The organism is Sporosarcina sp. UB5 (genome assembly GCF_050859005.1).
Taxonomy (GTDB): Bacteria; Bacillota; Bacilli; order Bacillales_A; family Planococcaceae; genus Sporosarcina.
Window position 1 is genome coordinate 2,949,274 of sequence record NZ_CP125984.1, and the last position, 20,104, is coordinate 2,969,377.

Annotated in this window: 23 protein-coding genes; all 23 read right to left on the minus strand. The window is 42.1% G+C overall.

Going from position 1 to position 20,104, the window contains the following annotated elements:
• Positions 1-80 precede the first annotated feature (80 nt).
• Positions 81-638 carry a ribosome recycling factor gene (gene frr, locus QM454_RS14845; protein WP_432359288.1) on the minus strand — a complete coding sequence of 186 codons (558 nt, stop codon included), beginning with the start codon at positions 636-638 and terminating at the stop codon, positions 81-83.
• A complete protein-coding gene (pyrH, locus tag QM454_RS14850; RefSeq protein ID WP_432359289.1) occupies positions 639-1,364 on the minus strand; it encodes a UMP kinase in 726 nt (241 codons plus the stop codon).
• A 78-nt stretch (positions 1,365-1,442) separates the two neighbouring features.
• Positions 1,443-2,327, minus strand: coding sequence for a translation elongation factor Ts (gene tsf / locus QM454_RS14855; protein WP_432359291.1), 885 nt, complete (start codon positions 2,325-2,327; stop codon positions 1,443-1,445).
• Between the two features lie 93 nt (positions 2,328-2,420).
• Positions 2,421-3,152, minus strand: a complete 732-nt coding sequence (rpsB, locus tag QM454_RS14860; protein WP_432359293.1) for a 30S ribosomal protein S2 — start codon at positions 3,150-3,152, stop codon at positions 2,421-2,423.
• Between the two features lie 144 nt (positions 3,153-3,296).
• A complete protein-coding gene (locus QM454_RS14865) occupies positions 3,297-3,812 on the minus strand; it encodes a hypothetical protein (RefSeq protein WP_432359295.1) in 516 nt (171 codons plus the stop codon).
• 5 nt (positions 3,813-3,817) lie between these two features.
• A complete protein-coding gene (locus QM454_RS14870) occupies positions 3,818-4,120 on the minus strand; it encodes an RNA polymerase subunit sigma (RefSeq protein ID WP_432359297.1) in 303 nt (100 codons plus the stop codon).
• Positions 4,117-4,899: a FliA/WhiG family RNA polymerase sigma factor gene (locus tag QM454_RS14875; protein ID WP_432359299.1), complete on the minus strand. Its 783-nt coding sequence runs from the start codon at positions 4,897-4,899 to the stop codon at positions 4,117-4,119. The genes QM454_RS14870 and QM454_RS14875 overlap by 4 nt, the downstream gene beginning before the upstream one ends.
• A 120-nt stretch (positions 4,900-5,019) precedes the next feature.
• Positions 5,020-5,514 carry a chemotaxis protein CheD gene (locus tag QM454_RS14880; protein WP_432359301.1) on the minus strand — a complete coding sequence of 165 codons (495 nt, stop codon included), beginning with the start codon at positions 5,512-5,514 and terminating at the stop codon, positions 5,020-5,022.
• Between the two features lies 1 nt (position 5,515).
• Positions 5,516-6,148, minus strand: a complete 633-nt coding sequence (locus QM454_RS14885; RefSeq protein WP_432359302.1) for a chemotaxis protein CheC — start codon at positions 6,146-6,148, stop codon at positions 5,516-5,518.
• Complete coding sequence (locus tag QM454_RS14890; protein WP_432359303.1) at positions 6,138-6,608, minus strand: chemotaxis protein CheW; 471 nt, start codon at positions 6,606-6,608, stop codon at positions 6,138-6,140. The genes QM454_RS14885 and QM454_RS14890 overlap by 11 nt, the downstream gene beginning before the upstream one ends.
• A 16-nt stretch (positions 6,609-6,624) precedes the next feature.
• Positions 6,625-8,670 carry a chemotaxis protein CheW gene (locus tag QM454_RS14895; protein WP_432359304.1) on the minus strand — a complete coding sequence of 682 codons (2,046 nt, stop codon included), beginning with the start codon at positions 8,668-8,670 and terminating at the stop codon, positions 6,625-6,627.
• 12 nt (positions 8,671-8,682) lie between these two features.
• The gene (locus QM454_RS14900; protein ID WP_432359306.1) at positions 8,683-9,816 is read right to left on the minus strand and encodes a protein-glutamate methylesterase/protein-glutamine glutaminase; all 1,134 of its coding nucleotides are present in this window, start codon (positions 9,814-9,816) and stop codon (positions 8,683-8,685) included.
• A gap of 1 nt (position 9,817) precedes the next feature.
• Positions 9,818-10,681, minus strand: a complete 864-nt coding sequence (locus tag QM454_RS14905; protein ID WP_432359308.1) for a MinD/ParA family protein — start codon at positions 10,679-10,681, stop codon at positions 9,818-9,820.
• Complete coding sequence (gene flhF, locus QM454_RS14910) at positions 10,674-11,786, minus strand: flagellar biosynthesis protein FlhF (RefSeq protein ID WP_432359310.1); 1,113 nt, start codon at positions 11,784-11,786, stop codon at positions 10,674-10,676. Before flhF ends, QM454_RS14905 begins: the two co-directional genes overlap by 8 nt.
• On the minus strand, positions 11,783-13,816 hold the full coding sequence (gene flhA / locus QM454_RS14915; RefSeq protein WP_432359312.1) for a flagellar biosynthesis protein FlhA: 2,034 nt from the start codon (positions 13,814-13,816) through the stop codon (positions 11,783-11,785). Before flhA ends, flhF begins: the two co-directional genes overlap by 4 nt.
• Positions 13,817-13,903: 87 nt before the next feature.
• Positions 13,904-14,983, minus strand: a complete 1,080-nt coding sequence (flhB, locus tag QM454_RS14920; protein WP_432359314.1) for a flagellar biosynthesis protein FlhB — start codon at positions 14,981-14,983, stop codon at positions 13,904-13,906.
• 3 nt (positions 14,984-14,986) lie between these two features.
• A complete protein-coding gene (gene fliR / locus QM454_RS14925) occupies positions 14,987-15,763 on the minus strand; it encodes a flagellar biosynthetic protein FliR (protein ID WP_432359316.1) in 777 nt (258 codons plus the stop codon).
• Between the two features lie 4 nt (positions 15,764-15,767).
• Positions 15,768-16,037, minus strand: coding sequence for a flagellar biosynthesis protein FliQ (gene fliQ, locus QM454_RS14930; protein WP_432359318.1), 270 nt, complete (start codon positions 16,035-16,037; stop codon positions 15,768-15,770).
• Positions 16,038-16,128: 91 nt separating this feature from the next.
• Positions 16,129-16,794, minus strand: coding sequence for a flagellar type III secretion system pore protein FliP (gene fliP / locus QM454_RS14935; RefSeq protein ID WP_432359320.1), 666 nt, complete (start codon positions 16,792-16,794; stop codon positions 16,129-16,131).
• Entirely contained in the window at positions 16,787-17,479 is a 693-nt protein-coding gene (locus QM454_RS14940; RefSeq protein WP_432359321.1) for a flagellar biosynthetic protein FliO, read from the minus strand. Before QM454_RS14940 ends, fliP begins: the two co-directional genes overlap by 8 nt.
• A 3-nt stretch (positions 17,480-17,482) precedes the next feature.
• A complete protein-coding gene (locus QM454_RS14945) occupies positions 17,483-17,845 on the minus strand; it encodes a response regulator (RefSeq protein ID WP_432359323.1) in 363 nt (120 codons plus the stop codon).
• A 19-nt stretch (positions 17,846-17,864) separates the two neighbouring features.
• Complete coding sequence (gene fliY / locus QM454_RS14950; RefSeq protein WP_432364039.1) at positions 17,865-19,094, minus strand: flagellar motor switch phosphatase FliY; 1,230 nt, start codon at positions 19,092-19,094, stop codon at positions 17,865-17,867.
• Positions 19,087-20,085 (minus strand): flagellar motor switch protein FliM, encoded by a 999-nt coding sequence (fliM, locus tag QM454_RS14955; protein WP_432359325.1) that lies wholly within the window; start codon positions 20,083-20,085, stop codon positions 19,087-19,089. Before fliM ends, fliY begins: the two co-directional genes overlap by 8 nt.
• Positions 20,086-20,104 lie beyond the last annotated feature (19 nt).

The following is a 20,104-nucleotide window of genomic DNA, read 5'->3' on the forward strand; positions in this document are numbered from 1 at the left end:
ATTCGAGAAAACGAATGATTTACGGTCAGAAAAAAAGACGTCCTGAAAGTAGGACGCCCCATTGTATAGAAAGTTCTCGATCAGATTTCCATAATTTCATTTTCTTTATCTTTGGCAATCTCATCAATTTTAACGATGTAGGAATCAGTAAGTTTTTGGATTTCTTCACCTTCACGGCGTAATTCATCCTCTGTAATGTCCCCGTTCTTTTCGAGCTTTTTCAACTCGTCGTTTGCATCTCGGCGAATATTGCGGATTGCAATTTTAGACTCTTCCGCCTCTTTTTTAACTTCTTTCACCAATTCCTTGCGGCGTTCTTCCGTCAACGCAGGGACTGCTAAACGGATGACCGATCCGTCATTGGATGGCGTGATTCCGATATCCGATTTCAAAATCGCTTTTTCAATATCACCTAAAGTTGTTTTGTCATATGGCTGGATGACCATTAGTCTCGCCTCAGGTACTGAGATTCCTGCCATTTGGTTCAACGGTGTTGGAGCTCCGTAATAAAGGACTGAAATTCGATCCAGCAACGAAGCGTTCGCACGACCAGCTCGGATAGAAGCAAGTTGTCTAGAGAAAGACCCAATTGCTTTTTCCATTCTGTCTTTTGTCTGATCCATTAATGCTTTCGGCATTTACCCATTCCTCCTCACAACCGTACCGATTGGTTCACCAAGCACGGCCTTTTTAATATTTCCATTATCCATAATTGAGAATACTACGAGAGGGATATCGTTGTCCATACATAGGGTTGAAGCAGTGGAATCCATGACTTGAAGTCCTTGGCTAATTACTTCCAAGTAAGTCAATTCCGCATATTTCACTGCATTTTCATCTTTTAACGGATCGGCTGAATAGACACCGTCAACATTATTTTTCGCCATTAAGATGACGTCCGCTTCAATCTCAGCCGCTCTAAGTGCAGCCGTCGTATCCGTCGAGAAATAAGGATTTCCAGTTCCAGCCGCAAAGATGACGACACGCTTTTTCTCCAGATGACGAATCGCTTTTCTGCGAATATACGGCTCAGCTACTTGCCGCATATCGATTGATGACGATACACGCGTTTCAACGTCTAATTTTTCAAGAGCGTCCTGAAGCGCCAATGAATTCATAACCGTGGCAAGCATACCCATATAATCAGCGGTTGTTCTGTCCATGCCCATTTCGCTGCCGACTTTGCCTCGCCAAATGTTTCCTCCACCAACTACGACCGCGACTTCCACGCCAAGGTCGACAACTTCTTTCACTTGTTCAGCGACTGTTTTAATAATTGCCGGCGAAAGACCGAAGCCTTGTTCACCTGCAAGCGCCTCGCCGCTTAGCTTCAAGACAATTCTTTTATATTTTGGGACGCCCATATGTACCCTCCGTCTACTTTAATTTCTCGAAAAATAGGGAACACAATGTTGTGTCCCCTATTGAACCTTTTTATCTAATCAGTTGCCTTTTACTTGGCTCATAACTTCATCAGCAAAGTTATCTTCGCGTTTTTCGATTCCTTCACCAACAGCAAAACGTACAAATTCTTTCAACGTTCCACCAGTTGATTTTACGAAATCGCGAACTTTTTGATCTGAATTTTTAACGAATGCTTGGTCAAGCACACAAATCTCTTCGAAGTATTTTCCAAGACGGCCTTCAACCATTTTCGCAACGATATTTTCAGGCTTACCTTCGTTCAATGCTTGCTCAGTAAGAACTTTGCGCTCGCGCTCTACTTCTTCCTCGGACACTTCATCACGTGAAATGTATTTCGGATTCATAGCTGCGATGTGCATTGCAACGTCTTTTGCAGCTTCAGCGTCAGTCGCACCTTCAAGGATTGTCAATACGGAAATACGTCCACCCATGTGAAGGTAAGGACCGAATGCATCATTGTCTGTTTTTGTTTTCACTTCGAAACGGCGAAGAGTGATTTTCTCACCGATTTTAGCAACTGCATTGGAAATGTGGTCAGCAACTGTAAGACCATTCTCCATTTTTGACTCAGTTGCTTCTTCAACCGTTGCAGGCTTTGTAGCTAGAAGGTGCTCACCAAGTTCTTTAACAAGAGCCTGGAACGCTTCGTTTTTCGCAACGAAGTCTGTTTCAGCGTTTACTTCGAAGATAACAGCGTCATTTCCGTTTACAATGATATTAGTCGTACCTTCCGCTGCAATGCGGTCAGCTTTTTTAGCTGCGCTAGAAAGACCTTTTTCACGAAGGAAGTCTACCGCCGCATCCATATCACCATTTACTTCAGTAAGTGCTTTTTTGCAGTCCATCATACCTGCGCCAGTTTTTTCGCGCAACTCTTTAACCATTTGTGCTGTAATTGCCATTATTAGTTCCTCCTGTTTAAGTGAATTGAGACGACAATCTCTAAAAAAGACGATAAGGGGGTTGACCGCTTATCGTCTGCTTTATTACTACTATTACTCTGCAGCTGCCGTTTCAGTCGCTTCTTCAGATACTTCTTCATCAGCGCCTTGTCTTGATTCGATCAATGCATCTGCCATCTTGCTAGTAAGTAGACGAACCGCACGGATTGCATCGTCATTCGCAGGGATGACATAGTCGATTTCGTCCGGGTCACAGTTCGTGTCAACAATACCGACGAGTGGAATGTTCAATTTGATTGCTTCAGCCACAGCGATGCGCTCTTTACGAGGGTCAACAACGAAGATGACGTCAGGCAATGATTTCATATCACGGATACCGCCAAGGAATTTCACAAGACGTTCGTGTTCTTTTCTTAGTTCAGAAACTTCTTTTTTAGGAAGTACATCGAATGTACCGTCTTCTTCCATCGTTTCGATCTTTTTCATACGTGCAACACGTTTTTGGATCGTTTCGAAGTTTGTAAGTGTACCACCAAGCCAACGTTGGTTGATGTAGTACATTCCTGCGCGTTCTGCTTCTTCTTTAATAGCATCTTGTGCTTGTTTCTTCGTGCCGACGAAAAGAACTTTTCCGCCATCTGCACCTACTTGACGCATGAAGTCATAAGCTTCTTCAAGTTTTTTCACCGTCTTTTGAAGATCGATGATGTATATTCCGTTACGCTCCACGAAAATATACTTTTTCATTTTCGGGTTCCAACGACGAGTTTGGTGTCCGAAATGTACACCTGCTTCAAGCAGTTGTTTCATTGAGATTACTGACATTTGTTTTTCCTCCAATTTGGTTAGATTCCTCCGTATGTTTCATGCGATGGAATGACCTTTCGGCACCTTTTCCCACCATCCACATACGTGTGTAGTAACACCATTTGATAATATACCATACCAATAACCCGATTGCAACTTACTTCATCTAAATTTAAGGAGCAATTCCACTTCAGTTTTCCCTTTCCCGAGACGCTTAGCGATTTTCTCGATTGGCTCACCTTCATCATGCAAATGGATGGCAAGCGTACGATCATCCATTTCGGATTCGTTCGATCCATAATCAGGCACACTCATTTTTTTCAAAGAAGGTGCCTTCCGGTAAGAGTCCATCGCGGCTTTTACGGGATAACGCGGGGTATTGAGAAAGAAAGCCTCTTTTTCTCTCGGCTGTTCCGACTCCAAGCTACGGGGACTAACAGATGATTTTTCCGCGGAATCATTATTTTCCTGTCGTTTATCGATAATGCTAATTAGCCTTTCGTTTTCCTCTTTCAATTCGGATAAGTAAGCGCCAATTGCATCATCCATTTCAGCCATGAGCTTCCGCTGTTTCTTTTCCAAATCGTTGAACTTGGAAACTTTCATGTAAAGCAATGCCATGAAATAAAAACCGATTACTTGTAAAATGAATAAAAAAACTAAAAACACCGTTTGCATGTCGATCATCCTGTAAAGTCGACAAACGACCCTTTGTAAGGGTGATTTGTCTTCTTTTCCTCTTCATTAAGTTGTCTATCTTTTTCTTTTTCATGCTTATCCTGATTTTTTCCTTTCGGATCTTTATCCGTTTTGGCGTATTTCTCTGATTGCCGAACACTTTCCCGATTTTTTAATGTTTCTTTTTCATTTTGCAGCTGTGCCTGATCTTGACTGAGCTGAGATTGCTGCTGTTTCTGTTCTGCAATCCTTCCTGCTTCGAACGTTTTAGGGATGGCAATTTGGAGTTCGATTCCTTTTAGGCTCATAAGATCCCTCCATCGACAATTTCCGGCAACAATAATTTCCGTAGCTTAAATAGCGCTTTCGAATGGATTTGTGAGATTCTAGATGTAGACAAATTCAGGATTTCTCCGATTTCCGTTAATGTCATTTCATCCGTGTAGAACAAATTCAGAACTAGTTGCTCATTTTCATTTAATTGTTTAATTTTCATTGTCAAATCACCGACAAGCTCATCCATGACGATTTGGTGCTCGGGCGTCCGCTCATGATCGTCCCTTAAAATGAACGATTTATGCTCTTCGTCCTCATCATCATTCATACGCTCATCCATGGAAAGCACATTCGAGAAATAGTGTTCATGAACTGTTTGGTAAACTTCATCGACTGTTACGTCAAGATGATCCGCGATTTCCTCAGGCGTTGCATGGCGCAGCAGTTTCTGCTCAAGTTTTGAAATCTCTTCCTCTAACTTCTTCGTTCTTTCACGGGACGAACGGGGAAGCCAATCTTCCTTTCGTAAACCGTCGATGATCGATCCGCGAATTCTGAAAGAAGCATACGTATCAAATTTCAAGTCCCTGCCAGGATCGAACTTCGTCAACGCATCAAATAGCCCTTGAAGACCTAGACTCATAATTTCATCCCTCGAAACATTCCTTGGCAACCCGGAGCTGATTCGTTGCACATGGTAATTGACAAGAGGAGTATACTTCCGGACAAGTTTATCGCCGGCATCGGGATCCCGATCATTTAACCATAGTTCCCAACATGCATCTTCTTCCGTCAGACACTCTTTGGACATCGAATCCCTCACCTTCCATGATGTTTCCGACAAATATTAAAATTATTTGATTACTATTATAGCAAATTTCGATAAAAAACAGCGACTGAATCGTCCAGTCGCTCTGTTACGTCTACCGCCTCATATTTCCTTCGTTCCAAAGTTGACTGTCCGAATGCTCAATATACTCGTCATCGGATCGAACTCAATTGTCCGCCCGCTGGAACCACCCGTGTCTTCCGCAATTATTGGTATTGAGAGTCGGGCTAGTTCCTTCTTTACAGCTTCAACGTTCCGTGGTCCGATTCGAATTGTGTCACTTGATCCGAATTGAAACATTTGGGAACCTCCTGCAATTTTAGCTTTCAAGGATAATGGACGAACTCCTTCAGCCTTTAGCATTTCCATTAGTGAATAAATGCCCGTATCCGCAAATTTCGCGACATTGAAACTGTCCGACCTTCCTAAACTCGAATCCGGAAGCATGACATGAAGAAGTCCCGCAATCTTCTTCACTTCGTCATACAAGACGACTCCAACACATGACCCTAACCCGGAAGTCCGAATCGTTCCTGGTGCATGCACGATATTCATGTCGGCTATTCCGACTCTAGTAACAGTTTTTAACGCGTTCATCTTATAGCACACCTAATGAGCGGAAAATCGTAATGTAAGACTCGGGATCAGGAAGCAAAAAGAAATGACCGTCTACACTCGAATTTCCATCTTCATCTTCCTCTTCGATGCGCGTATCAATGACGATAACTTCATCGCTATAATGAGACACTTCTATGAGGCCAAAACTGACAATCGCTCCGACCATATCTACGCTCAACGAAGGTACAGTCGGATGAACTTTTAATCCTGTAAAATCCGACAAGGCAGCTAAATAGGATCCTGACAAAATATTACCGAGTTCCTGCATTGCCGAAATACCCATCTCCGGTATTGGTACGGCACTGAAATCGAATGTTTCATCTACAATTAATCTACGGATGAACTTGTTAGCCGAATCAATCGGTAACACAAAAAACATACTACCGGATAGGTCGCCTTGAATTCTCAAGAAGATGCCTGCCACAATTCGTTCAGCGCCTCCTGCCAAGTCAAACATTTCGTCAAAGGAGACGAGGGACACTTTTGGAACGAGCATATCAATTTTCCTGTCGAGTAATTGTGATAAGGAAGTTGCGGCATGAGCAGCACCGATATTGCCTATTTCCTTCAGCACGTCGAGATGCATATCTGTAATTTGATAATCAGATTTCATCTGTCGTCACTCTTTTCACAGGTTGGAGAACCTTTTCAAGATTCAGCATGACCAATAGCCGTTTACCTACTTTGGCAACCCCCGAAATGAATTCCGATTCGACCGATCCTACAACTTCGGGTTGCGGTTCAATAGAGTCGACAGGTATATCGATTACATCATTTGCAGCATCGACAATGAGTCCTACCTCAAACTCCTCCAGAGAAACGATAATTATTCTACTGCTATCATCGAGAGACTTCACTTCCATGCCGAAACGCTCTCGCAAATCAACAATCGGAGTGACAACACCTCTTAAGTTTATGACTCCTTTAATATAGGAAGGTGTTTTCGGAACTCTCGTGATTGACATGAGCTTTTCAATCGATTCGACAACGTCAACCCCAATAGCATACTCCTTGTCCATTAATTGGAATATGATTACTTTCATTTCTCTATTCATTTCACTTACTTCAGCCATTGCTTTCCCCTCCCGCCTATTTGATCAATGCATTGCAATCCACGATAAGCGCAACTTGGCCGTTTCCTAAAATTGTAGCTCCAGAAATGGCAAATACACTCTGAAGATAATTGCCTAGCGATTTCAACACAATTTCTTGTTGCCCGATAAAGGAATCCACGACGAGACCTGCCATTTTATCACCTTTACGTACAATGACGACGGATTGGAATTCCTCAGCCTCCTGCGCCTCCTCCATCTCGAAGATGCTCTTCAAATTGACGAGAGGAACAATACTTCCTCTAAAGTCGATGACTTGTTGGTTATGCGCATTCAGAATATCAGCAGTTTGAATAATTGCTGTTTCGATAATCGAAGAAAGCGGGATTGCATAAATATCTTTATCCAAATTGACGAGCATGACAGAAATAATGGATAACGTTAACGGTAACTGAACTTGGAAAAGGGAACCTTCTCCTTCTTTAGAATCGATTGTAATATAGCCACCAAGTGATTCAATCGTGCTTTTCACAACATCTAAACCGACGCCGCGACCGGATACGTCTGTAATTTTATCTGCAGTTGAAAATCCAGATGCCAAAATGAGCTCTGCAATTTGTTTTTCTGTTAAAGTAGCAGCCGTCTCTTCAGTGACGATTCCTCTCTCAAGCGCTTTTTGTAGGACCCGTTCCTTGTTAATGCCAGCACCATCGTCTTCCAGCTCAATGAATACATGATTTCCGGAATGATATGCCCTTAATGTAATTGTACCTTCCTCCGGCTTCCCTTTCGCAAGTCGTTCTGCCGGACTCTCGATACCATGATCCAAAGCATTTCGAATTAAATGGACGAGAGGATCCCCTATTTCATCGATAACTGTCCGATCCAATTCAGTTTCAGCACCGATGATGTCAAGATTGATTTTCTTTTCAAGTTCACGGGACAGTTGGCGAACCATTCGTGGGAACCGGTTGAATACAGTCTCCACTGGAACCATGCGCATATTTAGGATGATGTTTTGAAGATCACCAGAAACCCTCGTCATTCGCTCAACAGTTTCATTCAAATCAGGATTATGTAGTTCACTCGCTATCGATTGCAAACGCCCTCTATCAATGACCAACTCTTCAAAAAGATTCATTAGGATGTCTAGCCGATCAATATTGACACGGATCGTCTTGTTTACACTATGTGTATTCACAGAACGGCGTCCTTTTTGAGGAGCTACTTCTTCCTTTTCGCTACCTGTAGCGTTTGTCGACGTAGGTGCAACCTCATTTACGGCAACCGGTTTTCCTTTTAAAGGAGATACGTCAGAAATCGGTTGGATATGAACATGTTCTACTTCAGACACTTTCATCACTTTAGCTTGAAGTGTACTTGCTTCCTCCTTTGTGATTAGAACAACTGTAAACAATTCATCAAAATCTTCATTTTCCAATTGTTCAACAGTCGGCTTTGTCTTAACAATTTCCCCTGATTTCTCAAGTATCTCGAAAACCATGAACACCCTCGCAGCTTTAAGAAGGCAATCTTCCCGAAGCGTGACTAAAATTTCAAACGCATTAAAACCTTGTTCCTGAGATTGACCGATTACCGTCATTTCATAGTCATCGTAGTGAAGTGTCGGAACTTGTAATTGATGCGGCTCAACAGCCATTTTGGAAGATGCAGTTTCCATTGCCGATGCTGAAATGACTGTTTGTCCCTCTTCAATTCGATTTAATGCAGCAACGAGCTCCTGTACATCCTTTTTCCCTGTGCCACCTGCTTCGATATCCATTACCATTTCTTCCAAATCATCGACAGCTTTGAAAACAATGTCGAGAATTTCCGAAGAAACACCAATTTTTGAATTCCTTATCGCATCAAGCACGTTTTCCATCTTATGTGTCAAGTCAGCGATGTCTTCATAGCCCATCGTTGCTGACATCCCTTTCAACGTATGCGCCGATCGGAACACTTCATTGACAATCGCCAAGTCCTCTGGATTTTTTTCCAATTCCAATAAATGCTCATTGCACGCTTGAAGATGTTCTTTACTTTCCTCTAGAAACATTTCAAGGTATTGATTTGTATCCATAATGACGCCCCCTCAAGAATGTAGGATTTCCGTTATTGTTGCTGCAATGTTCTGCACATCAACGACTTTGTCGGCGAGACCAGCTTCTACAATCGCTTTTGGCATCCCATAGACGACGGATGTCTTTTCAGACTCAGCAATCGTAATCGTTTTGCATGCAGCTTGTAGCTGTTGCATACCTTTCGTACCATCTTGCCCCATCCCTGTCATGATAGCTGCTATATATTGTAACTCCCGATTGGAAGCTGCCGACTCCAACAAAACGTCAACAGACGGCCGATGCCCCATTCTTGGCGGCTCCGAATCGTCGAGTCGGACGCAAAAACCTGCCGTACATTTTTCAAATTTCAAGTGCTTTCCGCCAGGAGCGATATAGGCTACACCTTTCAATATAGGTTCTCCATCCTCTGCTTCCTTCACCCGAATATCACATAAGCCGTTTAATCGTTGAGCCAAAGATTTTGTAAATCTCGGCGGCATATGCTGGACAATTAAAATCGGTGCGTTTATATCAGACGGCAACCGTGTGAGCACTTCTTGCAATGCCCGAGGCCCCCCTGTCGATGTACCTATTATAACAAATGTCTGTTGCGCTTTGGAAATCTTTTTAACTTGCGTTGAGTCTACTTTTCTTAGTAATGAAGAATAGGATCCTATCATCGTTCCATTGATAGGGAATTTCTTCTTTCCCCGTTCCTCTTCTCCTGTAATTGGCTGTTTGACGAGATTCGAAATTTTGACTTTTGTTGCTGCAACTACTTTGTCTACTATTTCTTGTTCCACTTCACGCAAATTAAGGGAAATCGACCCTCCAGGTTTAGCAACAAAATCAACAGCTCCATAATCCATAGCGGTCAACGTATTTTCCGCCCCAATGTCAGTCGTGCTCGAAAGCATTACGACCGGAGTCGGTTGTTGTTCCATAATTTGCTTCAATGCTTCAAGTCCATTTAAAAGGGGCATTTCAATATCCATTGTGACAACATCAGGTCGAAGTTTAATTACTTTTTCAACAGCATCTTTTCCATTGCGCGCTATGCCAACTACTTCAAGAAGTGGATGTTTTGAAAGCATATCTGTAATCAGTTTCCGCATAAATGCAGAATCATCCACTACGAGGACTTTTTTTACAGTGTCGAATGCCAATTCATTCACGCCCTTTCAAAAATATCCCCTTCAACTTTTTAAGGAACCCATTCATTTGCTGTTCCTCTGCGTGATCTCCCTTCACGAATTCATTTGCAATTGCTGTCATCCTTTTTGAGACAAGGGCGTTTGGATAGAGGAGCAAAAACGGTTGTTGAGCAATCACTGCTTTTTGAACAGATGCATCCTCAGGCAAATAGCCTAATATGGACGTTTCTTTATCAAGAAATTTTTTCATTGCAAACTGCAATCGTGCCACTGCATCATTCCCGTCATTTGTCTTCGTCACCCGATTGCTGACGATACTGAATTTCTTATCGGGATCTTGTAAACAAATAAATTTCATCATGGAATAAGCGTCTGTAATAGACGTAGGCTCTGTTGTTGAAATGACAATTACCTCATCTACTGCAATAATTAAATCGATTGAACGCTGTGTAGCACCGGCACCCATGTCGAAAAGGATGAAATCGTACTCTTTCTGCAACTGTTCAAATGCCGCTAGCAATCTATCAAACATGTCATGAGACCAATCAAGGACAGAATCTAAACCAGATCCTCCAGAAATGAAAGTCAACCCATTCTCATCTGTATTGATGACGTTTTCTAATGGTTGTTGGCCAGTCAAGTAATCTTTCAAACTGTATTTCGGAGCTACACCGAGTAAAATATGGATGTTGCCCATGCCGATATCCATATCGACGATGATGACATCCTTCCCTTTTAAACGTAAAGAGTGGGCAAAATTCGTTGAGAAATTCGACTTTCCCACTCCCCCTTTCCCACTCACAATCGCAATCGATTTAGCCAAACAGCCTTGAGACTGCAACATCCTCTTCCGAAGCGCTTCTGCTTGGTCACGCATGGTCAGCACCTGCCAATAATAAATTAAGCATTTCGTCCAAATCCGCATCGGCTATATCTTCCGGTACTTCCTGACCATCTGTGTAATAGGCAGTCCCTATGCCGTATTGTTTCATTAAGTTAAACATCGGACCGACCGATCCCGTTTCATCCACTTTCGTAAAGATGAACTTTTCAATCGGAAATGATGTGAACTTATCGACAATCGTCTTCATATCCTCTTCCTTTGAAGTGACAGATAAGACAAGAAATGATTCCATATCCATCGAAAAGTCGATTAGACGTTTCAAATCATCGACAAACTTCATTTCTTTATAATTTCGACCAGCTGTATCTATGAAAATTAAGTCTACGTCCTTCATTTTGACGATAGCTTCTTCAAAATCCTTGCTATTATAAGCAATTTCTACTGGTGCTTGTAAAAGGTTCGCATATGTCCGTAATTGTTCGATTGCAGCTATCCGGTATGTATCCGTCGTAATGAAGCCAATTTTCTTTTTATGCTCTAAAAGCGCCCTTGCGGCGATTTTAGCAATTGTTGTTGTCTTCCCGACACCAGTCGGGCCGAGAACATTAATATATTTTTTGGAAAATGAAATTCCTCCAAAAGGCAATTCCGAGAATTGTTTTGATAAATGATCCTTCGCAATTTGCACCTGCTCAGCTGTTGTGAAATCCTTCTTTTGCTCTTTCATCTGTAAAAAGATTTCATTTCCAATTTGAGTAACCATCTCTTTAGATAACTCTTGGTTACTCAAATAAGTGAGCAATGGTTTTACCTCATCCGGGAAATTGGCGAATGAAGTGGTCTGCTTCATTTCCTGAAGTAACCTTTTCATTTCATTCATTTCTTTTCTCAGTTCAGCATCTTGCTTTGTCTCGACAACTACAGATGGCTGTTTTGGTATAAATGATGGCTCAGATTGTATGACTGCGGGCTCATCGAAACCGGCGACAACTTCAACCGATTTCTTTTTAAATAATCCAAGAAATCCTTTCGTTGTGACGACGTTCGAGCTGAGGATGACAGCATCATCCCCAAAATCAGCTCTCACTTTCTTCATCGCCTCTACCATTGTATCGGCTGTATATTTTTTCATTTTCAATGAATATCCACCACCCCGACACTTTGAACTTCAATTGAAGCTTCTAGCTCATTGTAGGATAAAACCGGAATTTGCGGGAAGTACCGCTCTGTAATTTGTCTTACATACATTCGGATTGCGGGCGAGCACAAAATAACAGGTGATTGGTCCATTAATGCCACCCTTTCAACCTCTCTTGCAATCGACTCCAGTATTTCTTGAGATTGGGCCGGATCAATTGATAAATAATTGCCCTGTTCGGTCTGCTGAATATGATCTGCAATCAACTTCTCGACTTTTCCTGATACAGTCAACACTTTTAGAGCTTCGACTCCAGATGAGTATTGGGCCGTAATTTGTCTCGCAAGCGATTGTCGTACATATTCCGTCAGTAAGTCGATGTCGGATGTATACTTCGAATAGTCGGCAAGCGTTTCAAAAATTATCGGTAAGTTTCGGATAGAAACACTTTCATTTAATAATTTCGCCAACACCTTTTGAATCTCCCCGATGGAAAGTGGTGTTGGTGTTAGTTCATCAACTAAAATCGGATACGTTTCGCGAACATGATCGATGAGCTGTTTTGTTTCTTGACGTCCGATTAAATCGGATGCATTCGCCCGAATCACTTCTGTTAAATGAGTCGAAACGACGCTAGGAGGATCGACGACCGTATAGCCCATAATCTCGGCATCTTCTTTGATATCTTCCGTAATCCACTTTGCAGGAAGACCAAATGATGGTTCGATCGTATCAATTCCGACAATCGAATCATCTCCGCCTGGGCTCATCGCGAGATAATGGTCAAGAAGAAGTTCGCCTCGTGCAAGCTCATTTCCTTTAATCTTAATCCGATACTCATTCGGTTGCAGTTGAATATTGTCTCGTATTCGTACAACAGGGATAACAAGTCCCAATTCAAGTGCAAGCTGCCTTCTGATCATGACGACCCTGTCCAGTAAATCCCCGCCTTGCTGTGCGTCAACTAATGGAATAAGACCATAGCCGAATTCAAACTCGATTGGATCGACGTTCAATAAATTGACAACATTTTCGGGACTTTTCATCCCTTCTGTTTCAACTTCTTCTTCCATCTCTAGTAATTCTTCCGGATCTTCCTTAGGCTGCCTCGACATGATGACTGCGCCTAAAACTAATAGTGCAGCAATTGGAATCGTAAGAATGTCATGTATTGGCGTAAATAGCCCTAGCAAGAAAACCGTTGCTGCTGCAACATACAGAAGCTTCGGCTGACCTAAAAGCTGTCTCGTAATGTCAGACCCGAGATTTCCTTCGGAAGCGGCCCGTGTTACAACAATACCTGTCGCCGTCGAGATGAGCAAAGCAGGTATTTGGGATACGATGCCATCCCCAACTGTCAATCTCGAAAACTTTGTCGCAGCTTCCGCAAATGGCAAGTCCATTTGCGCAACACCGATAATCATACCTACGAGAAGATTAATAATGACAATAATAATTCCTGCGATGGCATCCCCTTTAACAAATTTCGTTGCACCGTCCATCGCTCCATAGAAGTCGGCTTCATTACTCACCTTTTCACGGCGGCTCCTCGCTTCTGACTCTGAAATCATCCCTGCGTTTAAATCCGCATCAATACTCATCTGCTTTCCAGGCATCGCATCAAGTGTGAAGCGGGCAGCCACTTCGGAAACACGCTCCGAACCTTTCGTAATAACGATGAATTGGATGATAATCAATATGACAAAAACGACGAGACCGACAACGATATTTCCACCGGTAACAAATGTACCAAATGTATCGACAACACCACCCGCATCCCCTTTTGAAAGAATTGCACGCGTTGTTGAGACGTTTAATCCAAGTCGGAAAAGCGTCAATAGCAAAAGCAATGAAGGGAAAATCGAAAATTGCAATGCTTCCTGCATATTCATTGACGTTAAAAGGACTAATAGTGCGAGTGTAATATTAATGATGATTAAAAAGCTTAGGAGCCAAGGTGGTAATGGGATGACGAGCATTGCAACAATCATGATTACCGCTGCCAATACTCCAATATCTTTAACCTGCATGTCATCCCCACTTTCTCAAAATGTAAATCAAAAAATCCGTGTCATCTGCCGAAGACTTTACTTGATCTGCAAGTATGCTCATTCAAGTTAAATTTTCTGTTGTATTCGGTAAACATACGCCAATATTTCAGCGACCGTTTTAAAAAACCGGTCTGGGATACGGTCCCCAATCTCCACATCATCATAGAGTGCTCTTGCAAGTGGACGATTTTCAACCATGACGATATCATGTTCTTTCGCAATAAGCTTTATCTTTTGGGCAATAAAGTCTGCCCCTTTTGCAATAACGATAGGTGCATCCATTTCTTCATCATCATATTTAAGTGCTATTGCAAAGTGGGTCGGATTCGTAATGATTACATCCGCCTGAGGCACTTCCTGCATCATCCTTCGCATTGCCATTTCTCTTTGGCGTTGCTTAATGCGTGACTTGATGATTGGGTCACCTTCCGTATTTTTATGTTCATCTTTTATATCTTGTTTGGACATGCGTAAGTTTTTCTCGTAATCGAATTTCTGATAAAAATAATCCAAAACTGAAATGAATAATAAGACAAAGGATGAGACAATTCCCATTAAGGCAACTAATTGCCCGACGATTACTAACGTGTCATATGGCGTCTTGAATGCAAGACCTAACACCTTATCGATATTCATAACAAGAATGAACGTCGTCACTGATCCGATAAAAGAGATTTTCAACAATGATTTCAGCAATTCGACGAGTGCCCGAATGGAAAATATCCGCTTTAGCCCTTTAATTGGATCGATTTTTTTCAAGTCAAACTTCAATGGTTCAGCTGTAAATAACAATCCGAATTGCATTAAATTTCCTCCTATGCCCGCGATAACAGCTATCGCCATGACTGGAAGGAGGACATATGCCATTTGTACAATCATTTCTTGGTAGAGGATCATCGTTTGGTCGATATCTAATGATGCAATTAAGATGGACTCTGTAAATGTATGCGTAAAGAAAACAAAGAACCGGTCCCTCATGAAGCCGGCAGTAAAAAATAAGAATAAGAATACGAAGAGAAGGACAATTGCAGTCGTTACATCTTGACTCTTTAGGACTTGTCCTTTCTTACGCGAATCTTGTCGTTTCTTCGGAGTGGCCTTTTCCGTCTTTTCGCCTGCAAAAAACTGTAAATCCAGACGAATCATTCGTCAGCCACCTCCTAAGATGATCATTAAATCCCTCATCGCCGACATCATCACTTCAAACAATTTACGCATCATCGCAATCATGACCGTGAACATCGTCACTAGAACAAGAAAACTGACACCAATTTTTATAGGAAATCCGACAACGAAAATATTCAGTTGTGGAACCGTTCTCGCTGTTATACCTAAAGCTAAGTCGACGAGAAATAGTGTTGCGACAATAGGGATTGCCATCTGAAATGCAATCGCGAACATTGTCGCAAATGTCCGAATGACGAACTCGATTAGCCGCCCTTCACCGAATGCAGGCCAAAGCAAATCGATTGGAATGAAACGATAACTGTAAAAGATTCCGTCAAGTAGCATATGATGTCCATTCAATGTCAGCAACAGCAATATGGCGAGTGCATTGAAAAACTGGCCAAGCAACGGAGATTGAGCTCCGGTTTGTGGGTCAATGACGTTCGCAATCGCAAAGCCCATTTGGAAATCGATAAAGCCACCGGCAATCTGAATTGCCGACATGACGATATAGGCAACGATGCCGATAAATAATCCGGTAGTCGCTTCCTTAATAATAAGGAGTATGTATAAACCATTAATTTCAAGAGCCGGAGCATCGATCGTATACACCATCATCCAAGCTAATAATGCAGCAAAAATAATTCTTTGCGTCGTCGGAATCGCCCGATAGGAAAATAGAGGGACGGTTACGATGAAGGCGGTTACTCTTGTCAAAATTAGCAAGTATGCGGCAAATGAAGGAATTAGTTCTTCCATTCCATCACCCGATATACCGGACTAAATTATCAAATATATCTGTCGCGAATGCCGTAACCCTCGCCAGCATCCAAGGCCCGAAAAAAACGATGGCAACAAGGACTGCGATGATTTTCGGTACAAACGCCAATGTCTGTTCCTGAATTTGTGTCGTCGCTTGAAAAATGCTGACAGACAACCCAGTCAACAATGCGACAACTAACAGCGGACCTGAAGTTAATAAAATGACCCAAACAGCTCGCTCAGCTATTTCAATAACTATTTCACCTGTCATTACTAACCACTCCTAAACTGTAAAAATACGATTTTCCAAAAGAACATGACAGATGAGCAATGCTAAAAGGTTTGCAGCCAAAATGTTACCTCTAAAAACTTTGTAATAAAGATTTAACAACGAGAAACCATCCATCGACGAGTACAAACAACAAAATTTTAAAAGGCAAAGAAATCATAACAGGTGGTAACATCATCATCCCCATTGACATAAGAACACTTGCAACGATCATGTCAATGACAAGAAACGGAATGAATATCATGAAGCCCATTTGGAATGCTGTCTTAATTTCGCTTAATGCGAAAGCTGGCACGAGCATCGTTAATGGAATTTCTTCCAATGTTTCAGGCCGCTCTGCTTGATTGTACCGCAGAAATAATTCTAAGTCCTTTTGACGCGTATGTTTGCTCATAAACTCCTTAAACGGCAAACTAGCTTGTTCATATGCTTCTTCAAGTGTAATTTCGTCAGCGAAAAGAGGCGTTAGCGCTGTTTCGTTCACCTGTTGAAATGTAGGCGCCATAACGAAAAACGTCAAAAACAAAGCAAGCCCGACAATGACTTGGTTCGGTGGCATTTGCTGTGTTGCAAGTGCCGTCCTAACAAAAGATAAAACAATGACAATTCGTGCGAACGACGTCATAAGAATAAGGATTGCCGGTGCAAGCGACAATACTGTGAGAAGGAGAAGCATTTTGATGGATGTCGATACATTTGCCGTGTTGCTGTCCGAAAAAAACTGGACGAAATCATTCATCTCTTCTGCTCTCCTTTTCTGCCAATCGGTTTAAATGTTTTTTTCGCTCCGCCTTCAATTCATCGAGCCTAGAAGTAAACATTTTTTTGAAATCGGCGGGTTCGTCCCCCTCTTCGGACAGATCCCCTTTACGTAGTGGGAACATCGTTAGCCATTTATTCATAAGACCTGGAGGTGAGTGGTACTCTTCCTCTTCAAAGTAATTTTCTAATGCCTTAACCTCATGTGCATCCGTAATTTCCTTTAAAAGCCTTACTTCGTCTCCCACTCCAATGAGATAATAGGAATCACCAATGACAACTAACTGAATCGATTTTTGTTGTCCTAAAGAGAGACCCCCGACATTTTTCATTAAGCGATGTTGGCTAAACGCCCGGTTCTTTCGGTTTATGAACTTTAATAGCGCGAGAAGCAAGCCGACTACGAAAAATAATGCTAATAATGTCTTCGTATAATCCCACCATGACAAGCCGACAGCTGCCCCATCTTGCGAGTGGTTGGCAGCTGGTTCGTCTTTATCAATTACATTTGTAGAACCTTGTCCACTGTCATCGTCTGTCCCGTACCAATCGGATACTGATTTACTATTCGAATCAGTTTCTGCATATGTTTCGGTTGGAATGAAAAGAATATAGATTGCTAGCAAGAGAGCCGATGAACACTTTAAAAAAATTGATAGATTCATAAGTTAACCTAATGCTTTTTGGATTGCTTCGACGACACGGTCAGCTTGGAACGGTTTCACTATGAAGTCTTTAGCTCCCGCTTGAATTGCATCGATAACCATCGCTTGTTGCCCCATAGCAGAACACATGATGATTGTTGCAGACGGGTCTTTTTCTTTAATAGCTTTTAATGCCGCAATGCCGTCCATTTCAGGCATCGTAATATCCATCGTTACGAGGTCTGGCTTCAGTTCCATATACTTTTCAACAGCTTGAACACCATCCGCAGCCTCTCCGACTACTTCAAAATTGTTCTTTGTCAAAATATCTTTAATCATCATTCGCATAAATGCCGCATCATCCACTATTAAAATACGTTTACCCATTCTAGTAACCTCCCAGATCTTATCGTAAATTATTTAATCGTTCTGTCTGACTCATTATGTCAGTTATACGTACGCCGAAGTTTTCATCGATGACAACGACTTCCCCTTTGGCGATATGGCGATTGTTTACTAAAATATCGACTGGTTCGCCCGCCAGCTTATCCAATTCTATGATGGAACCACTGGACATTTCAAGGATTTCTTTTACCGAGCGTTTTGTTCTTCCAAGTTCGACAGTCACTTGTAGCGGGATATCTAACAACATATTTAAGTTGTTCGTTTCCGACTGATTCAATGAAGGACTTTCAAAACTTGCAAAGCGTGCCTGTTGCACGTGTACAGGTGGCTCATTTTGCCTTTTTGGCATTTGTTGCTGAACGGGTTGTTCGTAATACGGTTGCTCATAAGCTGATTGCTCAATCGGTTGCGGCGCATTTTGCTCGTTACCAAATCCTGTGAAGTTATCTTCTAGTAAATCCCGTTGCTGCGGTTGTTGTTCATTTGTTGGAGATGGTCGAGTAGGCGCCTCCAATGCAACAGCAACCTCCTCCTCCGCACCCATGCCCATAAGCGATGCAACAAGGTTTTTGCCGAACTGCAGCGGGAAAAGTTGCATAATGTTGGAATCAATTAATTTACCAACTTTCAACTCGAAAGATACTTTAATTAACAATTCGTCTTTCGGAATCTTTTCGGCGCCTTCCTCGTTTTGCATATTCATCAAGTCGATTGAAGGAGGGGAGATATCGACTTTCTTATTGAAAACAGTGGACATCGACGTTGCTGCCGAGCCCATCATTTGATTCATCGCTTCCTGTACGGCACTCAGATGAATTTCATTTAATTCTTCATTCGGAGACATTCCATCTCCACCAAGCATGAGATCAGCGATAATTGCCGCATCGCTCTGTTTAATGACTAGCAGATTTGTGCCATTCAAGCCTTCCGTATATTCCACCTGAATTGCAACATATGGGTGGATAAATTCGGCTTCAAGCATACTACGATCTACTACATTAATTGCAGGAGTAGTTATTTCCACTTTCTGCCCAAGTAATGAGGAGAGGGCTGTCGCGGAGCTGCCGAAAGAAATATTCCCAATTTCGCCTAGGGCATCCTTTTCCATCTCACTTAATTGGTCGTTAACATCCTGATGTTCAGAGGACGATGTTGCTGTTTCTTCCATGCGAATCGGTTCCCCGCGTAGCAATGCTTCAATTTCTTCTTGAGAAAGCACATGATCACTCATCATCTTCATCCCCTCCATTCAAGGTATCTATTATTTGTATAGCCATCCTATTTCGAAGATGACCAGGTTGTGCTGTGAATTTAGGTATGTCGCCCACTTTTACAAGTAACGGATCATCGATTTTTCGGTCAAGCGAAATGACATCTCCGACTTGAAGATGTAAGAAATCCTCGACCGACATCGTCCCTTTCCCTAATTCGGTAGTAAGGGGTAAGGCCGCTTGTTTTAATCGTTTTTCTAAAATGACGCTTTGTTCGGGTGACGGTTCTTTCTTGTTTGTCTGCATCCAATAACGTACCGATAAATTGGGGACGATTGGTTCAAGGACGACATGAGGAATACATATATTGATCATGCCGCTCGACTCTCCAATAACGATGTTAAATGAGATGACGACGACCGTCTCGTTCGGTGAAATCATTTGAAGAAATTGTGGATTCACTTCCATTTCTGAAAGGAAAGGATCTATTTCAATTATACCAGACCATGCTTCACGCAAATTATCAAATGACCGCTCAAAAAGACTTGTTAATATTTTCGTTTCGATTTCCGTCATATTATTTACTTTTCCTGTGCTTTCACCCGCTCCGCCCATTAAACGGTCAAGCATTGAATAAGCGACATTCGGATTTACTTCCATAATAATATTGCCCTCAAGTGGCGGCACTTCGAAAATATTAAGCAATGTCATATTCGGGATCGAACGTATGAATTCCTCAAATGGAATTTGATCGACCGAAGCGACATTTATTTGGATATATGTCCTAAGTTGCGCGGAAAAGTACGTCGTTAACAACCTAGCAAAGTTTTCGTGAATTCTCGTTAAGCTACGAATTTGGTCTTTCGAGAAGCGGAGGGCACGTTTGAAATCATATACTTTGACCTTCCGGGTCTCATCTTCCTTCTTCATCTCTTCCGCAGACATTTCACCTGTCGATAACGCCGATAATAAAGCATCAATTTCATGTTGGGATAAAATTTCCCCCGGCATAAGGCCACCTCCCGGCATA